Origin of the sequence: Actibacterium naphthalenivorans (assembly GCF_014196965.1) — a bacterium.
GTDB classification, from domain to species: Bacteria; Pseudomonadota; Alphaproteobacteria; order Rhodobacterales; family Rhodobacteraceae; genus Actibacterium_A; species Actibacterium_A naphthalenivorans.
Map to the genome: position 1 here is coordinate 1 of NZ_JACIEQ010000015.1, position 20056 is coordinate 20056.

19 protein-coding genes are annotated in these 20056 nt (G+C 59.5%); 3 read left to right on the top strand and 16 right to left on the bottom strand.

Translation table 11 applies throughout. The features are described from left to right. Positions 1-122: 122 nt before the first annotated feature. From GGR17_RS18750 to GGR17_RS18780, 7 genes are read right to left on the bottom strand one after another with little or no spacing between them, the layout of a single operon-like run. Entirely contained in the window at positions 123-755 is a 633-nt protein-coding gene (locus tag GGR17_RS18750) for an isochorismatase family protein (RefSeq protein ID WP_054539448.1), read from the bottom strand. Between the two features lie 60 nt (positions 756-815). After that, on the bottom strand, positions 816-1847 hold the full coding sequence (locus tag GGR17_RS18755) for a M29 family metallopeptidase (protein ID WP_054539447.1): 1032 nt from the start codon (positions 1845-1847) through the stop codon (positions 816-818). 38 nt (positions 1848-1885) lie between these two features. Continuing rightward, complete coding sequence (locus GGR17_RS18760; protein WP_054539446.1) at positions 1886-3091, bottom strand: FAD-dependent monooxygenase; 1206 nt, start codon at positions 3089-3091, stop codon at positions 1886-1888. A 44-nt stretch (positions 3092-3135) separates the two neighbouring features. Then, a complete protein-coding gene (locus tag GGR17_RS18765; RefSeq protein ID WP_157445580.1) occupies positions 3136-3945 on the bottom strand; it encodes an ABC transporter permease in 810 nt (269 codons plus the stop codon). Then, a complete protein-coding gene (locus tag GGR17_RS18770; protein ID WP_054539444.1) occupies positions 3938-4735 on the bottom strand; it encodes an ABC transporter ATP-binding protein in 798 nt (265 codons plus the stop codon). The genes GGR17_RS18765 and GGR17_RS18770 overlap by 8 nt, the downstream gene beginning before the upstream one ends. A 36-nt stretch (positions 4736-4771) precedes the next feature. Beyond that, positions 4772-5515, bottom strand: coding sequence for an ABC transporter permease (locus GGR17_RS18775; protein WP_054539443.1), 744 nt, complete (start codon positions 5513-5515; stop codon positions 4772-4774). Positions 5516-5536: 21 nt separating this feature from the next. Continuing rightward, complete coding sequence (locus GGR17_RS18780) at positions 5537-6544, bottom strand: ABC transporter substrate-binding protein (RefSeq protein WP_082386628.1); 1008 nt, start codon at positions 6542-6544, stop codon at positions 5537-5539. 100 nt (positions 6545-6644) lie between these two features. On the opposite strand from GGR17_RS18780, the gene GGR17_RS18785 reads away from it, so the two are divergent. Then, positions 6645-7457, top strand: coding sequence for a TetR/AcrR family transcriptional regulator (locus GGR17_RS18785; protein ID WP_207642707.1), 813 nt, complete (start codon positions 6645-6647; stop codon positions 7455-7457). A 36-nt stretch (positions 7458-7493) separates the two neighbouring features. Here GGR17_RS18785 and GGR17_RS18790 read toward each other — a convergent pair whose 3' ends face one another. From GGR17_RS18790 to GGR17_RS18820, 7 genes are all read right to left on the bottom strand, one after another. Next, positions 7494-8435, bottom strand: a complete 942-nt coding sequence (locus tag GGR17_RS18790; protein WP_082386626.1) for an XdhC family protein — start codon at positions 8433-8435, stop codon at positions 7494-7496. A 110-nt stretch (positions 8436-8545) separates the two neighbouring features. Next, complete coding sequence (locus GGR17_RS18795; RefSeq protein ID WP_054539440.1) at positions 8546-9538, bottom strand: ABC transporter permease; 993 nt, start codon at positions 9536-9538, stop codon at positions 8546-8548. 18 nt (positions 9539-9556) lie between these two features. Next, complete coding sequence (locus GGR17_RS18800; RefSeq protein WP_207642706.1) at positions 9557-11038, bottom strand: sugar ABC transporter ATP-binding protein; 1482 nt, start codon at positions 11036-11038, stop codon at positions 9557-9559. A 158-nt stretch (positions 11039-11196) separates the two neighbouring features. Continuing rightward, a complete protein-coding gene (torT, locus tag GGR17_RS18805) occupies positions 11197-12270 on the bottom strand; it encodes a TMAO reductase system periplasmic protein TorT (protein ID WP_082386625.1) in 1074 nt (357 codons plus the stop codon). A 462-nt stretch (positions 12271-12732) separates the two neighbouring features. Continuing rightward, positions 12733-14079: an LLM class flavin-dependent oxidoreductase gene (locus GGR17_RS18810; protein WP_157445579.1), complete on the bottom strand. Its 1347-nt coding sequence runs from the start codon at positions 14077-14079 to the stop codon at positions 12733-12735. Further along, entirely contained in the window at positions 14076-14738 is a 663-nt protein-coding gene (locus tag GGR17_RS18815; RefSeq protein ID WP_054539437.1) for a 3,4-dihydroxy-2-butanone-4-phosphate synthase, read from the bottom strand. Before GGR17_RS18815 ends, GGR17_RS18810 begins: the two co-directional genes overlap by 4 nt. A gap of 13 nt (positions 14739-14751) precedes the next feature. Continuing rightward, on the bottom strand, positions 14752-15255 hold the full coding sequence (locus GGR17_RS18820) for a flavin reductase (RefSeq protein WP_255353431.1): 504 nt from the start codon (positions 15253-15255) through the stop codon (positions 14752-14754). Between the two features lie 167 nt (positions 15256-15422). On the opposite strand from GGR17_RS18820, the gene GGR17_RS18825 reads away from it, so the two are divergent. Both GGR17_RS18825 and GGR17_RS18830 read left to right on the top strand, forming a co-directional pair. After that, positions 15423-16379 (top strand): LysR family transcriptional regulator, encoded by a 957-nt coding sequence (locus GGR17_RS18825; protein ID WP_162231826.1) that lies wholly within the window; start codon positions 15423-15425, stop codon positions 16377-16379. A 294-nt stretch (positions 16380-16673) separates the two neighbouring features. Continuing rightward, the gene (locus tag GGR17_RS18830; protein WP_162231825.1) at positions 16674-17246 is read left to right on the top strand and encodes a nucleotidyltransferase family protein; all 573 of its coding nucleotides are present in this window, start codon (positions 16674-16676) and stop codon (positions 17244-17246) included. A gap of 241 nt (positions 17247-17487) precedes the next feature. On the opposite strand, the gene GGR17_RS18835 is transcribed toward GGR17_RS18830, so the two are convergent. Together GGR17_RS18835 and GGR17_RS18840 are read right to left on the bottom strand one after the other, a co-directional pair. Then, positions 17488-17709 carry a hypothetical protein gene (locus GGR17_RS18835; protein WP_255353464.1) on the bottom strand — a complete coding sequence of 74 codons (222 nt, stop codon included), beginning with the start codon at positions 17707-17709 and terminating at the stop codon, positions 17488-17490. A gap of 50 nt (positions 17710-17759) precedes the next feature. Then, on the bottom strand, positions 17760-19811 hold the full coding sequence (locus tag GGR17_RS18840; RefSeq protein ID WP_235974544.1) for a TonB-dependent receptor domain-containing protein: 2052 nt from the start codon (positions 19809-19811) through the stop codon (positions 17760-17762). Positions 19812-20056 lie beyond the last annotated feature (245 nt).

The window sequence follows — 20056 nt, forward strand, 5'->3', positions numbered from 1 at the left end:
CCCCCGGATGGCGCTGCAAAAGCGCAGGGATCTCCGTCTCCATCGTCGTGTTCGAACTGGGCACTATCAGGCCGATACGTTTCATGGCTCTTCCTCAGGATATATTGTTTCACGCGGCGGGATCAGGCGTCGGTCTTGACCGAAGACAGGTAGCCAAGCGCATCCTCCAATCCGATCACGTCCGCGTATTTCTGGTTCATGTCATAGAGGTTCGCGTCATGCGGGGCCTGTGCGCGGTCCGCGACGCAGTCGCGCGGGACCAGGACGTTGAACCCGCTTTGCACCGCGTCGACGACGGTTGCGCGAACACAGCCGCTGGTGGTGGCGCCGGTGACAAGCACGGTATCCACCCCGGCCCCGGTCAGAAGTGCCGCGAGATTGGTGCCGTGAAAGGCCGAAGCGCCGTGTTTCACGATCAGGGGTTCATCCTCGCGCCGCGCCATCCGCGCATCGATCCCGACCAGCCGTGTACCGTGCTGCAGCGCGGCCATGCCGGCGGCCTTTTTCAGCCAGGGCAGGGCGGTCACTTCCCACGGGTGGTAGGCGATGGTCGTGAACAGCACCGGAAAGCCCTTTTCGCGCGCGACCGTGGCCAGGCGAAGGGTGGCGGCGATCTGTTCGCTCATGTCGGCGGCGGTGGGGTATTGCGCGTCTGTGAACCCGTATGAAAAATCCACCACCACGACAGCGGGGCACGTGCCGCGTGGCACAGTCTGACCAAAGCCGGCCGCCGCGTAGGTTTGTTCCTGAGACATCCGAAAGTCCTTACATGTTAGTTGTCCCGCGCCGATGGGTGCGGAAGCGATGAAGGGGCCTCAGTGGCGTTCCATCTGCAGATCCTTCACGGCGATATCGCCGTCGACCACGATCGGTTCGTCGTCGAGGAACAGCGAACAGCCACGCATCGGGATGTCGAGATGGCAGGCAGTGTCGTTGGGGCCGCCAAGTTCGTTGTTGGGCCCGGTCGAGAACATGACGTTGCCGTAAAAACTGCGCGGTTCCATGCCCATGCCACCGGGAAATTCGCCTGGTGTCATGCTGTGCCACTTGGCGTTGGGGTTCATGCCCCAGCCGACATGGCTCATGCCTTTGCCACGCTCATCGTTAAAGGCCTCCATGTAGGATTTCACCAACTCGGCATCCAGCCCGCCGCGGATGTCGGTGATCCAGCCCTTTTCGATCGTGTAGGTGATCGGATCGCGCACATACATGTTCTGCGGCAACAGAATGTCGCCCGGTGCCACTACGATCTGACCATCGACGCCATCGTCGTCGCCGCCGGTGAACACAAAGCCCGAAGGCCAGTGATCCCAGCGGCCGGGTTCATCGGTGCAAGCGTATTCGGTGACCGCAGGATAGGTATTCAACTTGTAGGTAACATCCGTGCCGTGGGGCGAGGTGATGCGCATGACCTTGGCCTTGTCCAGCAGGGCGCCGCCGATCTCGACCTTTTCGCGAATCTCCTGGGTGGGCAGCAGGCGTGCCAACAGTTCGGGCGGTTCAACCGCTGTCAGAATCCGTGTGCCTGCTGCCTGGATTGCGAATTGCTCGGGGGAAAACAGCAAGAAGATGCAATCAATCAGCATATCGCAGTTCTTGAGTGCCTCGACGGCGTCGGGCATCGCGGCGAGGCCGGTCACGCCGACGTTCCAGCCGCCGGTGGGCAGCGGTGCGGGCAGGCGCATATGGTACATGTTGGCACCCAAACGCTGACCCGCCGCCATGAAGGCATCGGCATAATCCAGACGTTCGTTGCCCTGGGTAAGGACGATCAGCTTTTCGTCCTTCTGGACGCCCGACATCTTCAGCTGATGCAGGCAGATTTCGGTGAAGCTCGTCAAATCCATGTTTTGTCTCCTGACGTGTCGTCCCTGGGAAAAGGCGCTCAGGCCTGTTCTGCTTCGGCCGGGAATGGGCCAAAGGAGCGCGGGTCATAATCGTAGACCCAGTCGGTATTGATGCCGGTCGTGCGCGGGTCTTCTTTCGCGCGGCGGGCATATTCGGCATCCCGGGCTGCCATCTCCTCGGGGGTGGGCAGGTGATAGGTGCGCCCGCGTTCGCGTGCCTCAAGCTGGACCTTGCCGGTGCGCGGCAGGCGTTCTGCCTCATAGCGCGCAAGCGCCGGTTTCAGGTCACCAGGGGTCAGCGACAGTGCGGTCGCCAGCACCAGCGCATCCTCGATGGCCATGGCCGCGCCCTGGCTGAGGAAGGGCAGCATCGGGTGGCAGGCGTCGCCCAGCAGGGTGACGTGATCGGTGGACCATTTCTCCATCGGATCGCGGTCGAACAGGCCCCAGTTATAGACCTCGTCCACCTTGGAAAAGAGCGTCTCCAGTGTCGGATGCCAGCCTGCGAAATCCGCCAGCATCTCCTCTTTCGAGGCCTTCGTGCTCCAGCTTTCGGCGACCCATTCGGCGGCCTCGGTCACGGCGACGATATTCACCGCCTCGCCACCCTTGACGTAATAGGTGACCACATGCGCGTTCGGCCCCATCCAGAAAGTGCTGTCGGGATTGACGTAGTCGACAACACCGTCGGTGGGCACCAGCGCGCGATAGCACATGTGCCCGGTCCAGCGCAGATCGCCTTCGCCAAACAGCGCGCCACGCACGGCCGAACGCACGCCATCCGCGCCTACGATCAAATCAGCCCCGAATGTGCTGCCATCCTCGAATGTCGCCACGGCGCCGGTGGCGGTTTCGGCTACATCCGTGCATTTCTTGTTGAAGCGGCAGACGTCGGGCGGCAGCTGTGCGACGAAGAGATCCAGAAGATCGGCGCGATGGATGTGGATATAAGGCGCGTCGTAATGGGCGCGGAATTCATCGCCCAGGTCGATACGAAAGTTTTCCTGCGCGGTCTGCCAGTTCCGCCCGACGATGGCGTCTGGATAGAACCCCTTGGCCAGAAAATCGTCATAAAGCCCGAGCCCCTTGATCGCCTTGACGGCATTGGGGGTCATCTGCACCCCGGCGCCGACCTCGCCAAAGGCCGGGGCCTGTTCGAATATCGTGATGTCAAACCCCTTTTGCAGACAGGCATGGGCCAAAGCCGTGCCGCCGATGCCGCCGCCGATGATGCCGATTTTCATAGCTGTCGTTCCTTTTCGTTTCTTGTGCTTGGGCGTGGGGGGTATCAGTCGCGCCATTTCAGAAGTTTCTTTTCGATCCGCCCCAGAACGCCGCGTTCCAGAAGCTGCATGACGACGATGAAGATGATCGCCGTCGCCGCGACCTCGCGCATCCGAAGCAGGCGGAAGCTGTGGAAGATCGAAGCGCCGATGCCGTCGGGCTGTCCGATGGACTCGACGACCACGACCAGTTTCCACGACAATGCAAATGCGAAACGTCCGGCGGTCAGAAGGGCCGGTACCAATTGAGGGACCAGAGACTGACGGAAGAACACGCGCTTGGGCAGCCGGTATATCTTCGCCATTTCGTCCAGTCCGATATCGCGAGCCTGAACGCTGGACCGCACGATATTCGACACGAAAGGCGATACCGCAATAGTCAGCGCGACGAACCCCGCCGTTTCCCCGGTGCCAAAGGTCAGAATGGCAAAGATGATATAAACCGGGTCCGGCACAGCCAGCGCCAGCGCCAGCAGCGGTTGAAGGAAAGCCTCGGCCTTTTCGTTCATGCCGATCAGGATGCCGATGGCCGCGCCCACGATCGAGGCGGTGACAAACGAGGCCATCACCCGGCCCAGCGTCAGCCAGAAGTCACCCCAGAAGCTGGTGGAAAGCAGGTTCTTCCAGATCGCTACTACCGTGTCTTCGGGTGTAGGCACCCAAGGTTTCACAGCGATCGACAGCACATACCATAGCAACAGGATCGAGCTGATGGCGATCACGCCGCCCAATAGCTTTCCCGACACCACGGCATTCCAGTTTTTCCAGCGCGCAGGGTGGAACATGATGGGATTGGAAAGCGGCAAATCAGGCAACGTCCCTCTCCTTTACAGTCTCAAGGCCCCAAGGCGCTTGAACACGTGCAACGATGTCGGCCTCGACCTCGGCGATGCGGGCATCGTCATAGTCGCGGGGGCGTTCCAGCGGCACGATGTAGTTTTCGAACACCTGCGCCGGGCCACGGGTCAGGATGATGATGCGGTCGGCCAGATAGACCGCCTCGCGGATTGAATGGGTGACAAAGACGATGGTCGCGCCCGTACGCTGACAGATGCCGGTCAGTTCCTGACGCAGGGATCGCGCGGTGACTTCGTCCAACGTGGACAGCGGTTCATCCATCAGGATGTAGGACGGATCGACCAAAATGGCGCGGGCGATTGACACGCGCTGACGCTGACCGCCCGAAAGGCGCATGGGCCAGGCATCTTTGAACTCCGCGATATGCAGTATCTCGAGGATCTCGTCGATCCGGGCATGCCACGTGTCGCGCGGCACGTCAGAGGCGCCCAGCACGATCTCGAGGTTTTGCCTGACCGTGCGCCAAGGCAACAGGCGGTGCGCCTGAAACACGTAGCCAAGGCGCGGATCCTTGCTGCGCGGCAGATATAGCTCGTCGCCATCGACAACCACGCGACCGCGGGTCGGCGCCATGAGGCCAGAGAGGACGTTCAACATCGACGACTTGCCGCAGCCCGACGGGCCGAGAATAGCGACGAATTCGCCGCGTTTCACTTCGAAATCAAGCTGCGCGATGGCCGGGGTTTCACCATAGGACACGCCAAGGTCGACGACCTTCAGCACGGTTTCTCTTGTGTCAGTGTTCATTGTTCTTGCCAGTTTTGGAGGGAGAGAGAGCGCGGCTCAGCGCCAGCGGAAGACGAATTTTTCGGCCCGGCGGATCACGCCGTATTCGGCGAACAGCACCAGCGCCATGAACACCAGAAGCCACAGGTGAACCTCGTCCATCAGCATGTAGCTCCAGGCGTGCTCGAACTTGGCGCCAAAGCCCACGCGGGCGGCGCCGAAAATCTCGGCCACGACGATGACCTTCCAGGCCAGAGCATGGGCGTTGCGCAGGGCCGCGAAGATGTAGGGGGCGACGAAGGGTGCCGTCACATGGCGGATCTGAGTGAACAAACCCAGATGGTAGATCTGGCCCAGTTCGGCCAACCCCTTGTCGGCGCTGGCCAACCCGTCGCGCAGACCTACGGCCATGTAGGGAAAGGTAATGAACGCGACGACCAGGATATAGCCGAACTCACTGCCCTTGAAGATGGCCACCGACAGGATGGCGGCAATGGCGCTTGGTGTGCGCAGGGCCGAGGTGACGTAATAGCCCAACACCTCGCGCATCAGGCGGCTGTGGTTCATCGCGAAAGCCGCGATGAACCCGGCGACGATGCCCAGCACCAACCCGGCCACCACCCGAAACAGGGTAACACCGATATTGTACCAGGTGCTGCCTTCGGAAAGGAACGCCGGAAGCAGCCGCGCCACCTGAAACGGGCTTGAGATGAAGGTGGTGTTCAGGTGGGCGATCCACCACGCCGGCAGCAGCAGGACAAGGGCCGCAATGGACAGAGATTGTTTTTGGAGCTTGTTCATGGCGACCCCCGATATTGACGGTTACGAACGCGGGCCGACATAGTCTTCGAGCGTGACCATCACGCCGTCGGGCACGTTTTCGATCAGCAGGCCGTCTTTGGAAAGCTTGTCGAGAAACGCTTCGGCCGCGGCGATTTTTTCGGGCGACCAGTCATTGGTGAAATAGGGCGTGCTTTTGGCGTTCTCGATCAGCACGTCCAGAACCGCCTCGCTGGTGATGCCAAGGCCCTCGAGGATGTAGTCCTTGCGCAGCACCTCGTAATCGGTGCTTTCAAGAATCTCGATCGCCTCGTCGTAGGCATCGCGCACTGCATAGGCGAGTTCGGGGTTTTCCTTCAGCCAGTCGCCATGGGCGACCATGTTGGTGATCCACGGCGCAAACCCGCCGGTGAATTCCGAATAGTCCTTGTGCGCCTGCAACAGATAATGCCCGTCAGTGGCCACGATCGCCTCTGACACGAAGGATTCGAAATCGAAAATCGCCTCGACCTCGCCCGACTTCAGCAGGGGGACCAAGGCCGCCGGGCCGACCTGCGAAAACTCGTATTCTTCCAGGACGTCGAAGCCGTACATCTCCTGTACGATGGTGCGGATGAAGGTGGTCGTGCCGGAATCTGCGCCGAAGTGACCAACTTTCTTGCCCTTCAGATCCTCGGGGGTTTTGGCTTCGGACCCGCCGGGCACGACAATCCCGAGATAAAGGTTGCCAACCGGATAGAAGGCGGTGACGTCAAAGCCTTCATCGCGGGCGATGGCGACGCCAAGAATGTCATTGTCCATGGCGATATCGGACTTGCCGATCAGGAAGTTCTGGAACACTCCTTCATGCGGCAGGAATTCGAACTTGCCGTCGAACCCATATTTCTTGTCCAGCCCTTCGCCCTTCATGATCATCAGCGGCACGCCGCCGACGCTGCCGGCGACCGCCTGCAGTGTGACCCCCGGCATGTCAGCGGCAAAAGCGGCGCTGGCGCCGAGGCAAAGAGCTAGTGTCGTGGCCGAGACCTTCGAGAAGATGGATGCGTTCATTGCTGTATCCCCGTTGCAGTGGTTGGTTTCGTTCGACGCCCGGCGCACCGGATCGCTTCCTGTCGCGAACAAGGATTAATTAAACATATGATTAATTAATGTGGATGCGAATCCGTGCTACACATGGAGCTGGGTGCCAACAAAAACGGACCGCCCAATTTATATGCAATATTTATGCCGCAAGCGCAGAAACGCCGCGCCATTTGTCATCCCCCCCTTCGGCGTGATGTGGCATCAAATTGTTGAGAGAGGCGAATCAACCATGAAACAGGCGAAACAGCGAAAGAAGCTGGGCAGGCCCGAGGGCCAGACCAACCTATCCGACAAGATACTGGACGTGGCCGAAGTCTCGTTCGCGGATCTGGGGTATGCGGGAACATCCTTGCGCCAGGTCGCCGATCAACTGGGCGTCAACGCGGCGATGATCGCCTATTACTTTGATAACAAGGAAAACCTGTTCAAGGCGGTGTTCCTGCGCAAGGGCAACGAGGTCGCGGCGCAGCGTATGAAAAGCCTGGAGGCATTGACTGCGAAAGGCGCTTACGACGTCGAAGCCTTGGTTCGCGCCTTTCTCGAACCCTCTGCCAAGTACCGCAAGACAAAACAGGGCCGCGCCTTTCTTCGGCTGCACGCCAGGCTGCACATGGAGCCAGAGGCGCTGTCGTTTCAGTTGCGGCGCGAGGCATATAACGAATCCACCAAGGCTTATGCCGAGGCCTTTCATCGCGTATTGCCGCATCTTCCGATTGCCTCTGTCTATCATAAGCTGTCGCTGATGATCGGCGCCTATCTTTACGCCTTTTCGGATACAAACCGGCTCGATGAACTGATTGATATGGAAAAGAAGGCGACCGTACAGGCTGATCTCTTCGAAGATATCGTACGCTTCGCCGTGGCCGGCATGAAAGCGTGAGAAGAAAAAGGTGATGCTACACCGGCAGCCGCCTTTCTAAGACGGCGTTTCCATCGCGACTTTCAGCACCTCTGCAAGCACCGACACCGCAAGCGTCCGCGCATCTTTGGCCGAGGGCACAAGCCCGACCGGACCGTGAAGCCGCGTGATCTCGGCCTCGTCCACCCCCAGTTCTTTCAGCGCGGTCTGTCGCGTGGCCTGGGCGCGCCTGCTTCCCTGAGCGCCGACATACAGCGCCCCCGCACGAAGGGCGTGGAGCAGTATCGGCGGCTCCCAATCATGATCATGGAAGAAGAGAACGATAGCCGTCCAATTATCCACCTGCAGATCATCGGGGAACGCCCGGCGTGTCAAATGCCGGATCGGCGCGCCGATCGCTTTTCCATTTTCGAGTGTCTCGGTATCGGGCGACAGAAGAAGGCTGGGATAGCCAAGCGAATGAACCAGCGCCGCGAACGCGGACGCCTCGGGCCCTTTGCCGAAAACCAGAAAGCGCAGTTCGGGAAGCAGCCTCAGGTAAAAACCCTTTTCCGGCCCCGGTGCCGCGCGGTCAGAGGTCAAAGCCATTTCCCCGGACAAAAGGTCAATCCGAAGGTTGCAGGGGATTCTGTCGTGATTGCGTTTGAGCAAGGTTTGCAAGACCGTCGCCTCAGGACGGGGAATAAGAGTGATCTCAAGCCCACCGCCACAGGGAAGGCGCAAATCAACAAAGGGCGATCCCGCACCGTAGCACAAGGTGCGGGTGTTGCCCGAACGCAAAACGGACATCGCGTGATGGGTCATGTCAGCCTCGATACAACCGGAAGACAGGCTACCTGTCCTTGTTCCGTCTGCGCGAATTGCCATCATGGCGCCGACTGGCCGGTAGGATGCGCCTTCCACCCCGGAAACAATTGCGAGAACGCCGTTTTCCGGATCCTCCAAAAGAGCCCGGATCGGGGGTTCTTCCAGGCGGCTCTGATAGACGTGTGGGGCCATGGCTGACGATCCGGGAGAAGGGGAGGGGGCCGTGCCGGCAAAGACCTCAAGGGTCCTTGCCGGAGTGTATGTGGCTGAGGTCGTTCGGCGCGTTCGCTGCCGGCCGGTTGTTATACGGTTTTCCGCCCGGTCATCTTTTCGCGAAGCTGGTCTAGCGCGATGGCAAGAACCAGCACGGCACCGATGATGAACGTTTGCAGGTAGCTGTTGACCCGAAGAAGGTTCATGCCATTCGACAGAAGCGTGATGAAGAACGCCCCCAGCACAACATTGCGCACGAAACCCTTCCCCCCCGTCAGGGCAACCCCGCCGATGATACAGCCAGCCACGGATTTCAGCACCAGATCGGACCCGCCAAGGCTGGCCTCGCCGCTTTCCGTTCGGGCGGTCATCAGAACGGCCGCAAAGCCGACAATCAGACCCGCCGCCACATAGGCGAACAGAAGATACTGTTTGGTCGGAATGCCGGACAGCCGCGCCGCCTGCACATTGCTGCCGATCGCATAGATATAGCGCCCGGCCTGCGTCCAGGTCAGCAACAGGTAGACGGCGATGATGACCAGCGCGGCATAGATGATCGGAACCGGAACACCGCCCACATCCGCGTATGAGAAAACATCGCCAAAGCCGCTGGGAAGGCCTGCGATGCTGTAGCCCCCCGATATGTACAGCGCGAGACCAAGCGCCATGGACAGGCTGCCCAAGGTCATCACGAAGGGCGTCACATTGAAGTAGGCCACTCCGATACCGTTCGCCAGCCCGACCAGCCCGCCGGTCCCGATGCCCGCAAGCACGCCCAACGACACCGCAGCGCCTTCGGCTTCGGGAAAGCTTTTCATGACCGTGGCGCAAACCACACTTGCCAGTGAAATCGCCGACCCCACCGACAGGTCGATCCCGCCGGTCAGCAGGATGAGAAATTGCGCGAGGCAGGCAAGGATAAGATAGCTTGATTGGCGCGACAGATTGAAGATGTTGTCGCCCGACAGGAAGCGTGGCTCCAAGATGCCGAAAAAGATGATGAACAACACGACAATCACCGGGATCGCGCCGACGGGTTCCAGATGGGCACCCAGTTTCTGGGGCAAGGTTTTCTGCGTCATAGCCTACTCATTCCATTTTCATTCTTGTCCGAAGAAGCTTTTGAGGGCGACATCTTCGGTTTTTCTTTCCGCGACCAGTTCGTCGGCGATATGCCCTTGGCGAACAACGTAAACACGGTTTGACATGCTCAGAACTTCCGGCAGGTCTGAGCTGATCAGCAGCACCGCCATTCCGTCCTGCACCAGTTCGCTCAGCAGGGCGTAAACCTCGGCTTTTGCCCCGACATCGATCCCGATCGTCGGCTCATCAAGGATCAGTAGGCGCAGCGGCGATGCGATGGCGCGGCCCAGCATGACCTTCTGTTTGTTCCCGCCCGAATAATCCGAAACGGCGCCTTCGATGCGGAGCGGACGGACTCCGATCCGTTCCCCCATTTCATTGGCGAATTTGACTTCACGCTTGCGCCGCAAAAACCCCCTGTTCGAGAACTCCTTTTGAAACAGGGCCGAAAGCGACAGGTTTTCGCGCGTCGAGCGCCCCATCAACAGCCCTTCGCGCATCCGGTCGCTGGGAACAAAGTTCATGCCCTTTTGGATGAGATGGCGGGGCTGGGGATGCCTCAACCGTTCCCCCGCAAAGTGGATTTCGCCCGACGCCAGGGCTTCCAGCCCGAAACACGCGCGGCCGATTTCCGACTTGCCGCAACCGACAAGCCCCGCAAGGCCGACGATCTCGCCCGCGCGCACGTTCAGGGACACGTCGGAAACGCGCCCGTCCAGCGTGGCAAGCCCGTCGATCGACAGAACGGGGTCGCCGGGGCGAAAATTCAGCTTTGGATAAAAGTCACCGAAACTGCGACCTGTCATCGATTCAACAAGCTCGGTCTTTGTGGCGGTCCGTGCATCCAGCGTTTCGATATATTGCCCGTCGCGCATGACGGTGACGCGGTCGCCGATCTTTCTGATCTCGTCGATCCGGTGCGAGATATAGATCATCCCGACGCCCTTGGCCTTGAGCCGCTCGATCAGCGCAAACAGCACATTGGTTTCGGCTTCGGTCAGGGATGCGGTCGGCTCGTCCAGGATCAGTACGCGGGGATCGGTCATCACCGCCTTCGCGATCTCGACCATCTGGCATTCCGCGCGCGACAGATGGGCGACGATCGCTCCGGGATCCAGCTTGAACCCCAGTTCGGCCAGCGCCTGTGTGGCGGCATGGCGCATCCGGGATTTCTTCAGCCAGCCGGACTGCGCCACTTCGGCGCCCAGGAACATGTTTTCCTCGACCGTCAGTTCCGGGGCGAGGCTGAATTCCTGAAAAACCGCCGCGATGCCCTGGTCGCGGGCGTCTTTCACTGAGGACATCTGCAATACATTGCCATCCAGCACCACGTCACCGGCGGTGGGGGCCAGCGCCCCGCAGATGATGCTGATCAGTGTCGATTTTCCGGCCCCATTCTCTCCGAAAAGGACGTGTACCTCTCCGGCCCTGAGATCGAGATTCATGTTGTTGAGCGCCAGAAATCCCGAATAGGACTTGCTCAGATTTCGGGCTTGCAAAAGACACTTCGCGCCGGCAGTGCCGGTACTGTTGCTTGCATCCGCTCCGTCCCCGGCAAGGACGCTATGTTCAGTCTCTGCGAGCATGGTTCGCATATTCCCATCGCGTGTGAAATTGGGGCGCGAGACGATGTTGCCTCGCGCCCTGAAAGTTCGGATCAATCGACGTGGAAATAGGGCTCCCAGCCTTCAGGCGCGAGCGCGAGAGAGCGATCGTAGGTCTCGACATTGCCGGCGTCGATCATGGCAAAGCCGGTATCGACATCCAGATCGACCTCTTTGCCTTCGAGCTTGCGGACCAGTTGGTCGATGGCGATGCGGGCTTGGGCCGCAGTGTAGTCTGTGACGACACCAAGAACATCACCCTCACGCAGCGCGGCTTCCGTTTCCGGGGTCATATATGACGCGATCAGCTTGATATCCTGCCGGCCCTTTTCCTTCAGCACCTGAATGCCGCCTTCGATCGCGGGCGCGACCCCACCGATGTAGCTGATGTCGGGATAGACCTGCAGCGCGTCTTCGATCAGCGGAATTTGCGCGGCCTTGCCCGGCTCGCCCCAGATCACCTTGACCACTTCGATGGCGTCATTTCCCTCGACCGTCTTGACGAACCCATCCGTGGAATCCACCGACCAGTTCGGACCTTCGGGCCCGGCCATCCACAGAACCTTGACCGGCTCACTTCCGGCAGGGTGCAGTTCGTTCAGATATTCGGCGGCGATGCGCCCGGAATCGAACCAATTCCCGAGGGCCCGCGCGGCGACATCCGGCGAATCGACCTCACCACCGGTGATGGACAGGGGGATCCCTTTTTTGGCAGCCGCGGCAATTGTGCGGTTCAGGCCGGTCGCGGAAATGGCCACCATCATCAAGCCGTCCGCGCCGCGTGTAACGCAGTCTTCCATCTGCGAAATCTGTGTGGGCAGTTCCGTGTAACCGCCAGCCGCGTTGACCGTCATTGACAGCCCCTTGCTTTCGGCTTCGGTGACCGCGCCATAGGTCATGGCGATATAATAGGGGTCTTTCGTGTGCGGAAACAGGACGCAAATATCCCATTTCGTGGTCACTTCCGACGCGGGCAAGGGCGTATAATTCTTATCCACCCATGCGGCATCCGCGTCGAATGCGGGGTTGCGAACCTTTACCGGCATCGACCAGTCCTCACCTGCGAATGCGGGTGCCGATGCGACTGTTGCGGCGGCGAATGCAACGGCCATTCCTAGTGATTTCATTTTCTTACCTCTGCTGAGTTAAAGGGGTGAGCTATTCAGCTGAACATATTTGGTATTATGGTATACCATAAAGCATGGGCTGCGCCATACATGCGAAACCGGCGTCAATTCTCTTGATCCGATTATAAATTGGGCGAAATTCGGTGTGATTATCCCGAAATGCAGCACGCCGATAACGGGCGCGCCGCAGTTTCCAGCTTCAGACCAGAGTCACAAGGCCCCTGGTCAGGCGTTGAGGCAGCGCGAACGCCGCCCCTCCGATATTTTCCGCAGCGATGGCTTTGCCTCAAGGCAGCCCGCGGTTGCCGAAGCGCAGCGATGATGAAAGCAACAATTGGCAATGTCTGGCTTTTCGACCAAAAACCGGGACAGGTCTTTGTCACAAAGCTCGACCGACGGGGTCGCTGCCTGCAGGAGCTTCGTATAAGCAGCGGCCCCTTTTGCCGGTCATCTCCGTGTTTTTCAGGACGCCTGCAAAGCCGCAACCTGATACTGACTCGGCCGATGTGCCAGCCCGAGGTTCTCGCGCAGAGTATGCCCCTCATAATCATGATGATACGCACCGCGCTTCTGCAGTTCGGGGACGATATGATCAACGAAGTCTTCCACCGCACCGGGCAGGATATGTGGCATCAGGTTGAACCCGTCACAGGCTTCTTCCTCGACCCAGCGGATCATCTGTGTGGCGATCTGATCCGGCGTTCCGAACATCGTCAGATGGCCCACCATCGTTGCCACGTATTGCATGGCCTCGCGCAGGGTCAGCCGCTGACCATTCCGCACCAGAAAAATGCGATTGCGCTCGGCCGGAATGTTTATCTCTGGGATGTCGGGCACCGGCGCGTCAAGCGGCAGACCCGTCAGGTCATAGCCATCGAGCCATTGCGAAAGGTAACCGAGCCCTTCCTCGGCCTCTAGCGAGGCGACGATCTCACTGAAATTCGCCCGAGCTTCTTCTTCCGATCCCCCCAAGACCACACTCAGCCCCGGCAACACGGCCAGTTCCTGCGGCGCGCGCCCGTATTTTCGCGCCCGTGCCTTTACGTCTGCGTAGAAGGCTTTGCCGATCTCGATCGTTGGCGCCTTCACATACATCAGGTCCGCCCATTGCGCTGCCATCTCGTAGCCCGCATCCGATGTTCCCGCCTGACAGATAACCGGCTGGCCCTGCGGCGGACGTGGCATGTTCAACGGTCCGCGCACGGAAAAATGCGTGCCGTGGAAATCGATGTTCCGGCCCTTGTCGGGGTCAAAGAACATCCCGCTCTGCCTGTCGCGGAGGAAGGCGTCGTCGTCCCAACTGTCCCAAAGCCTGGTGACGATCTCGACATGCTCGCGGGCGCGGGCATACCGCTCGGCGCTGCTCAGCTGCTCCCCGTGGCCGAAGTTCTGCGCCTCGGCGCGTGATCCAGAGGTGATCAGATTCCATCCCCCACGGCCGCCGCTGATATGATCAAGCGAACCGATGAGCCGTGCCACGGAAAATGGCTCGGAGTAAGTGGTTGAAATGGTTGCTACCAAACCGATATCCGATGTCGCCATGGCAATCGCGGCCAGAAGCGTCGCAGGCTCAAACCCGACGCATGATCCGCTTTTTCGCATTCCGCGCAGGCCCATGCCGTCATCTTTCACGCCGGAAAAGTCAGCCAGGAATGTGCTGTGAAACTTACCCCGTTCTGCGATCTGCGCGTTGCGGATCATCTGTTGAAGATCCATGTCTCCATAGGCTTGGCCCTGCGGGTGCCGCCATGTATTGGGCGCGCCATTCAGCAGTGCCGTGAGCGCCATCTTTCGTTTTAGATCAGTCACGCGGACCCCTCTTCCATGATCAATGTATCAGTGGTGACCGCAGCACTAAGCATAACTTGGGCGCGCAGAGCCTCCGCCATGCTTAGCCTGGGGATATGGTGTAGCGCCCGGCGCATCAGCGTATCGCCCTGGGCCAGTTCGCCGTCGTCATCCAGAATGGCGCAGATGACCGCTGCGGGAACCTGACCCGCCCAATGAGCCAGCGTGACCGATACCTCGGGGGGGCTGCTTTGCGGGCCTAACGGACCTTCCTGGGCACGTAGAGGAAAGACATGGCCGGGGCTGACGATATCCTCGGGCCGTGCCTGCGGATGTGCGGCGGTCAAGATGGTATGGGCGCGTTCCTTCGCGGAAATTCCGGTCGTGATGCCGTGGCGCGCTTCGATAGAGACGGTATAGGGCCAGCCCATGACGGTACGATTGCGCTGTGGCATACCAGGCAGGTGAAGTGCGTCAACGCGGCTTGCTGGAAGCGATAGACAGATCAGCCCTCGGCCATGTGTCGCCATGAAGTTGATGACCTGCTCTCCGGCCAGAGAGGCGGACGCAACAAGATATGCCCCGCCAGCCGGGCCATCGGTGAGAATTGCAATCTCGCCTCGGCCGAGTGCTGTGAGTGCTTCTTGAACCGGCGAGAGCGCTCCTGTCAAATCGCGCATGGCGATGTTTCCCTCAGGCCTGCACATGGTGAAACTTTCGTGCAAAATAGACCGACGCTGCTGTCTGCTCGGACAACAGGATGTCCTGGACTTGGCAAAACAGGACCCGGTGTGTCCCGATACGTTCGCTTTTCACGACGGTTCCGACAAAGGATACCAGCGCCCCGGGCAGAACTGGCGCCCCGGAAACGCCGGTCCGCCATTCTGCCATGGCAAAGCGTTCTTCCGCGGGTGTTTTGCCGCCGAACCGGATGGCCAGCGCTTCATGTGCGGGTCCGATGGTATTGACGCAAATGGCACGGTTGGTCATGAATGCCCGCCCGATCGAGCTGTCTTCCTTGGCGCAGACCAGAAGTGTCGGCGGTGTGTCACAGACCGAGCAAACGGCAGACGCGGTGAACCCGGCACGACCGGCCGGCCCATCCGACGTCACGATACTCACGGCCCCCGCGAGAAGTGCCATGCCATCACGGTAGAGCGATGGCGCAACGGTGTTGATCACGTCAGTCTTGGTCACGTTCACTCCATTTCATATCGATCGTGTCGCTGTTGGATACCCAACTGGAAAATGCCGGGCTGCAAGGCGATATCTGTAGTGGTCAGCAACTTGCGGCATTGATCAAATAGATATTTGTAATACCATCATCGATATCGGTGATGCTTCATGCCGCGATGGGAGCCTGTATGAAGATTGTTGACACGCTTGACTGGAACCTGCTTCGCAGCTTCGTCGCCATTGCAGAGGAGGGCGGCATCACAAAGGCTGCGGAAAGGCTCGGTCGCGGGCAGCCTGCCGTCAGCTCTGCCCTCAAGCGGCTTGAGGAAACACTTGGCCAGCAGCTTGCGCAGCGCAACGCAACGCATTTCGAACTGACCGAAACCGGCAAGCTGCTGTATGAAGAATCCCGCGCGATCCTGACCAGTATCGAACGTCTATCGACGTTGCTGGCCGATCCCACGGCAGAGCTTTCCGGCACCGTGCGCATCACGATGGCCAGCCAGATGACTAGCCCGCTGCTGATCGAGGCTCTTCGTCGGTTCCACCAAAAGTTTCCGAAAGCCAGTTTCGACATCAAGGTGCTGAACAGCCATGATATTCAGCATGGTCTGCATCAGGGACAGTTCTATTTCGCGATCTGCCCTGTCAGCTACAAGCGTGAAGAGCTTGAATATACCCACCTGTTCAAGGAGCATTGCAGCTTCTATTGCGGCGCGGGGCATCGGTTGTTTGGTGTCGAAGGCCTCGAGTTTCAGGATCTGGCCAATGAGCGCGCGATAATATACCGGCCTTCCTCTTTCTCCGACCAGTTGCAATCGCTGACTGAGTTGCGGCAAAAAGCGCGTTTTGCAGAGCCTTTTGTCGGGGTCTCCGAGAATCTCGAAGAAGTGCGACGGATGATCATCGCCGGCCTGGGTGTCGGGGCCATCCCCACACATGTCGCAGCGCGCGATGAAAAGGATGGTCTGTTGTGGCGTCTGCCCCCTTACGAACCGGTAATGCCGCTGGATATCTATCTGGTCGTCAACCACAAGATGCGTCCGGCGCCAAGCGAAGCCGCGTTTGTCAAGCTGTTGCAAGAACTTGTCGATATGACCCCCTATGCACTGCGCGTCTATCCTGCGGGCGAAGCGGCTGGCTGATAGTCTGGGACAGCGACCAGAACTGCGCGGGCATCTCAGCCATGCGGGTCAGGTGAGAGCAATTTTTGCACCAAGTTTGCATCGGTTTCGATGCAACGTCTTCGGTCGTCTCCCGCTTTCCATCCCTTCGCGGACCCTGCGAATTGCTTGGTACTTTCTTGGGGTTATTCCACTTCGGTTGTGCGGCGGGCGGTTTTTACCTATTTCGTGTGGTAGCTAACACCGTGAATGGAAAGGGCTTATCTCGATGAAAGGGTGTCTGCCGCCCAACTGCCTCGGCTGCGGGTCTTGATCATGCCCGAGACGGTTGACGTGTTGGGTGTAATCGTGCTTGCAGCCGGTTCTTCTCGGCGCTTCGGGGAGGATGACAAGCTACTGGCTGATCTTTGCAACGAACCGCTTGTCACCTTTGCGTTCCAACTGGCTGCGAATGTGCCAGCCGCCGCACGGCTCGCGGTGGTCAGCAGCGAAGCTGTGGCAGACCTTGCACGGGCTGCTGGTCTGCATCCGATCCGTATCCCGCAAGGCGAGACGCAATCATTCAGTCTCCGGGCAGGGATCAGGGCGCTGGACCCGCGATGCGATGCGTCACTCATTCTGCTGGGGGATATGCCGTTTCTTCTGGGTGACGACCTTGCGAAGCTTCTGGAGATGAAGGCGCCTGCCTGCGCGGCTCTTGCCGGGAAACCCGTCGTGCCAGCGCTGCTGCCGCGTGACTGGTTCGACGAAATCCTCACCTTGTCGGGAGATTGCGGAGCGCGGTCGTTGCTTGAGAGAACCGAGGCATATCAGCGGATTTCGCTGCCGGCATCCCGATTGCGCGACATTGACGAACCGAGCGATCTTCTCGGCTTCCATGAGCAGTGAGTGTAGGAAAATGAGCTGCTCCCCATCCATTCCAGCCCGTTGCAGTTGTTGGTGCAAATTTCTTGGGTTGGCCAAATTTTGGCCAATCTTGCCCTCGATAGCCGTTGTAAAGCGTATTCCTCCGGCGGAGGCCGTCTGACGGGATTGCTTGGCCGGTGCTAACCGCGCCCTTAAGTTGTGTTGCGGATACGCCGCGCCGGCGGCATTGGAGTGATGAGGACACCCTCGTCTGCACCATCAACTACGTCGCCAGAATGTTGGACAACCGTTTCGCCGAGATCACCTGGGCCGCCTTGCGCAGTAGTTTCGTCATCTCGGCGTCCGGGGGAACGGATGTCCCAGATGCCGAGGCCGATGTCGTTGGATAGTAGAAATCGCCGAAGACCTTCAGCAACTCCCTATCCGAATGCGAAGTCTCGAACGAGATCACATCCGCATTCATCGCCGCGATGGCCTGAACGATCTGTACGCAGGTGGCGGAGCGGGATGTTCAATACACTCCGTTCGCCTTGATCAGAACTCGGCTGTCAAACCAACCCAGAGCCGGCGACCTTCGGCGACCGTCTGGAACTCGTCCTCGCGTACTTCCTTGTTGAAGACGTTATAGACAGCGGCATTCAGCGTGGCGGTTTCGTTCAACTGATAGCTCGCACCGAGGTCCACCGTGGTATAGGGTTTGTATTTCTGCCCGGTCTGGCCATTGATCGTCACGGTTTCCCCTTGTGGGCCGACCCGCAGTCCCGAGGCGATCTCCGACCCGTGGTAGTTCGTGCTGAACCAGGTATCGAGCCCGTTCACCGGCGTTATCCAGTCAAAGCGCAGGCTGGCCATATGCTCTGGTGTGCGGGCCAGCGGGAAGCCCATGTAATCGCCCGTCTTCTGTTCAGAGTCCGTGTATGTATACGAGGCCCGCGTCGAAAGCGAGGGGGCGATATCCCAATTTCCCGCCAGTTCAAGCCCGGTGATCTCGGCCCTGTCGACGTTGAAGTTCTGGTAGATCAAGTAATTATATTGGCTGCCGTCCGAGCCGGTATAGGTCGGACCGTCCAGCCAGGGATCGCCGGTGTTGATCTGCTGCAGCTTGTTCTTGAATCTGGTGTGGAAGGCGGTCGCGCTGAGCGAGAAGGTGTCGGCCTCATAGATTGCGCCGATCTCGAAGTTGGTGGTTTCTTCCGGGTCCAGATCCGGATTGCCCAGAATTACACCACAAGAGGGCGGCGAATTGCTGGCACAGCCCCGCCCGCCGGTCGTATAAGCATAGCCGGGCGCGATCGAGCGGATATCCGGGGCGCGAAAACCGGTCGAGACGCCACCCTTGACGGTCAGGCTGGGCGATGCGTCCCAGACGGCATAAAGGCGCGGCGTCACCTGGCCGCCATAGGCTTCGTGGTCGCTGTAGCGCAGACCGAGCGTCAGGGCAAAATCGTCGCGCAGATGCCATTCGTCCTCGGCATAGAGGGCCCATTGATCCAGCGAGAATTTCTCATCGTACCGATTTTCCTCGGGGATATTCGCCTGCGCGCCCGGGTTCTGGTCGTGGATGGTGGTCTGCATGACCTGAGCGCCAAAGGTCATCTGATGCGCGCCGTTCCAGTCCAGGGGGGTGCTTGCCTTGGCGTCGAATACCGAGTTTCGCACCTTCGGAGAGCGCAGATTTTCGACGAAGGGATCATCCGTCGCGCTGCGGTCATACATGGTCCGCTCGCCGATCTCCTGAGAGAAGCTCAGCTCCGTCTCCGTCCCGCCATATTGGCCCTTGTGGGTCAGGGACCAATGATCCCGGTCGTGATCGGTATAAGACAGATCGCCATAGTCTTCGGCGGTGATCTGAGTGCGGCCGGCTTCCAGCAAAAGCTCGTTGTTGTCGTCGATACGCCAGGTCAGGCGGCCCGTAAGGTCGAAATCATCCGATCCGGACGGCCCGCCCGAGATCGAGGAGGCATCCTGATCGTATTTGCGGCCCCACAGTTGCAGCCCCAGCCTGTTGTTCACGATCGGCCCGGAGGCGTAGAAAGACAGCTGCTGGCTGTTCTCGAACCCATCCTCGCCCTGCAAGGTTGTCTCGGCGGTGACCGATCCCGACCAGGTATCGGCGACGGGCTTCGTGATGATGTTGATCACGCCGCCCATCGCGTCCGAGCCGTACAGCGAGGACATCGGGCCACGCACAACCTCGATGCGTTCAATCGCGGAGAGCGGCGGGATGAAGCTTTGCTCATAGCCGGAGCTGCCATTTGTCCGGGACTCGCGGGTGTTTTGACGTTTGCCGTCAACCAGGATCAGCGTGTATTGGCCCGGCAGGCCACGGATATAGATATCCTGCCCATCCGCCGTGCCGGTTGTAACGACGCCCTGCACTTCGCGCAGCGCATCCGCGAGATTTGTGAAACTGCCTTTCTTGAGTTCTTCCGACGTGATGATTGAAACGCTGGCAGGCGCATCCTTCAAGGCTTGTTCGAAGCCACCGGCTGTCACGACGATATCGTCAAGGACGAACACCTCTTCGTCAGCGCCCTGTGCAAATGCAAGGGACGGGGCCGTCAGCGCAGTCAGGGTCAGAAACAAGGAACGAATTTTTCGGCTACGGGTAGGCAGCCTGTCCGGTGCAGACGCAACGGAGTACGGCATAGGAGAACCTCTCGAAAAAAGTGTATAGGTTTTGCCTGAGCCGCACTGACGAGAAGGTCTGCTGCATACCTGGGTATATTTGTCAGGATTATCTGGGCGGTTCTGGTTCGTCAAGCTGGTGTAACTCCGGTGCCGATCGGGTGAGGTTTGGCGACAATCGCCGGGGCTTGCCCGAGATAGCG

Excerpts from the sequence above, each read along its gene's own strand:
- GGR17_RS18750 (WP_054539448.1), bottom strand. The coding sequence starts at position 755 with ATGTCTCAGGAACAAACCTACGCGGCGGCCGGCTTTGGTCAGACTGTG.
- GGR17_RS18755 (WP_054539447.1), bottom strand. The coding sequence starts at position 1,847 with ATGGATTTGACGAGCTTCACCGAAATCTGCCTGCATCAGCTGAAGATG.
- GGR17_RS18760 (WP_054539446.1), bottom strand. The coding sequence starts at position 3,091 with ATGAAAATCGGCATCATCGGCGGCGGCATCGGCGGCACGGCTTTGGCC.
- GGR17_RS18770 (WP_054539444.1), bottom strand. The coding sequence starts at position 4,735 with ATGAACACTGACACAAGAGAAACCGTGCTGAAGGTCGTCGACCTTGGC.
- GGR17_RS18775 (WP_054539443.1), bottom strand. The coding sequence starts at position 5,515 with ATGAACAAGCTCCAAAAACAATCTCTGTCCATTGCGGCCCTTGTCCTG.
- GGR17_RS18780 (WP_082386628.1), bottom strand. The coding sequence starts at position 6,544 with ATGAACGCATCCATCTTCTCGAAGGTCTCGGCCACGACACTAGCTCTT.
- GGR17_RS18790 (WP_082386626.1), bottom strand. The coding sequence starts at position 8,435 with ATGGCCCCACACGTCTATCAGAGCCGCCTGGAAGAACCCCCGATCCGG.
- GGR17_RS18795 (WP_054539440.1), bottom strand. The coding sequence starts at position 9,538 with ATGACGCAGAAAACCTTGCCCCAGAAACTGGGTGCCCATCTGGAACCC.
- torT (WP_082386625.1), bottom strand. The coding sequence starts at position 12,270 with ATGAAATCACTAGGAATGGCCGTTGCATTCGCCGCCGCAACAGTCGCA.
- GGR17_RS18815 (WP_054539437.1), bottom strand. The coding sequence starts at position 14,738 with ATGCGCGATTTGACAGGAGCGCTCTCGCCGGTTCAAGAAGCACTCACA.
- GGR17_RS18825 (WP_162231826.1), top strand. The coding sequence starts at position 15,423 with ATGAAGATTGTTGACACGCTTGACTGGAACCTGCTTCGCAGCTTCGTC.
- GGR17_RS18830 (WP_162231825.1), top strand. The coding sequence starts at position 16,674 with ATGCCCGAGACGGTTGACGTGTTGGGTGTAATCGTGCTTGCAGCCGGT.